The organism is Bradyrhizobium sp. Unk1 (assembly GCF_059512345.1).
Genome location: NZ_JCAMOP010000289.1, coordinates 1 through 231, shown reverse-complemented (window position 1 = coordinate 231; position 231 = coordinate 1). Strand labels below are relative to the sequence as shown.

The window sequence follows — 231 nt, the reverse complement described above, 5'->3', positions numbered from 1 at the left end:
GGGTCGCAGAAGTAGACTTGGATGCCCGCATCGATCTTGAGGCGGTCGTGCTGAGCCATTTCGGCTCCTTGATCCCATATGTGGAACGGCTCGCGAGGCAAGAGCTTTTTCAGTCGATTTCACACCTTGGGACGGTGCGGTCATATGTCCGGCCTTGCGCGCGGCACAATATGGCCGCTGGCCTCGATGAGATCCGCGGAACGAGGAGCCAAATCAAGTTTACGCGCTTGA

At 57.6% G+C, this 231-nt stretch carries 1 pseudogene; it reads left to right on the top strand.

The annotated features are described in order from the left end of the window. Positions 1-17: 17 nt before the first annotated feature. Positions 18-231 (top strand): annotated as a pseudogene (locus tag AC5ZFO_RS48515) (hypothetical protein); the annotation flags it as partial.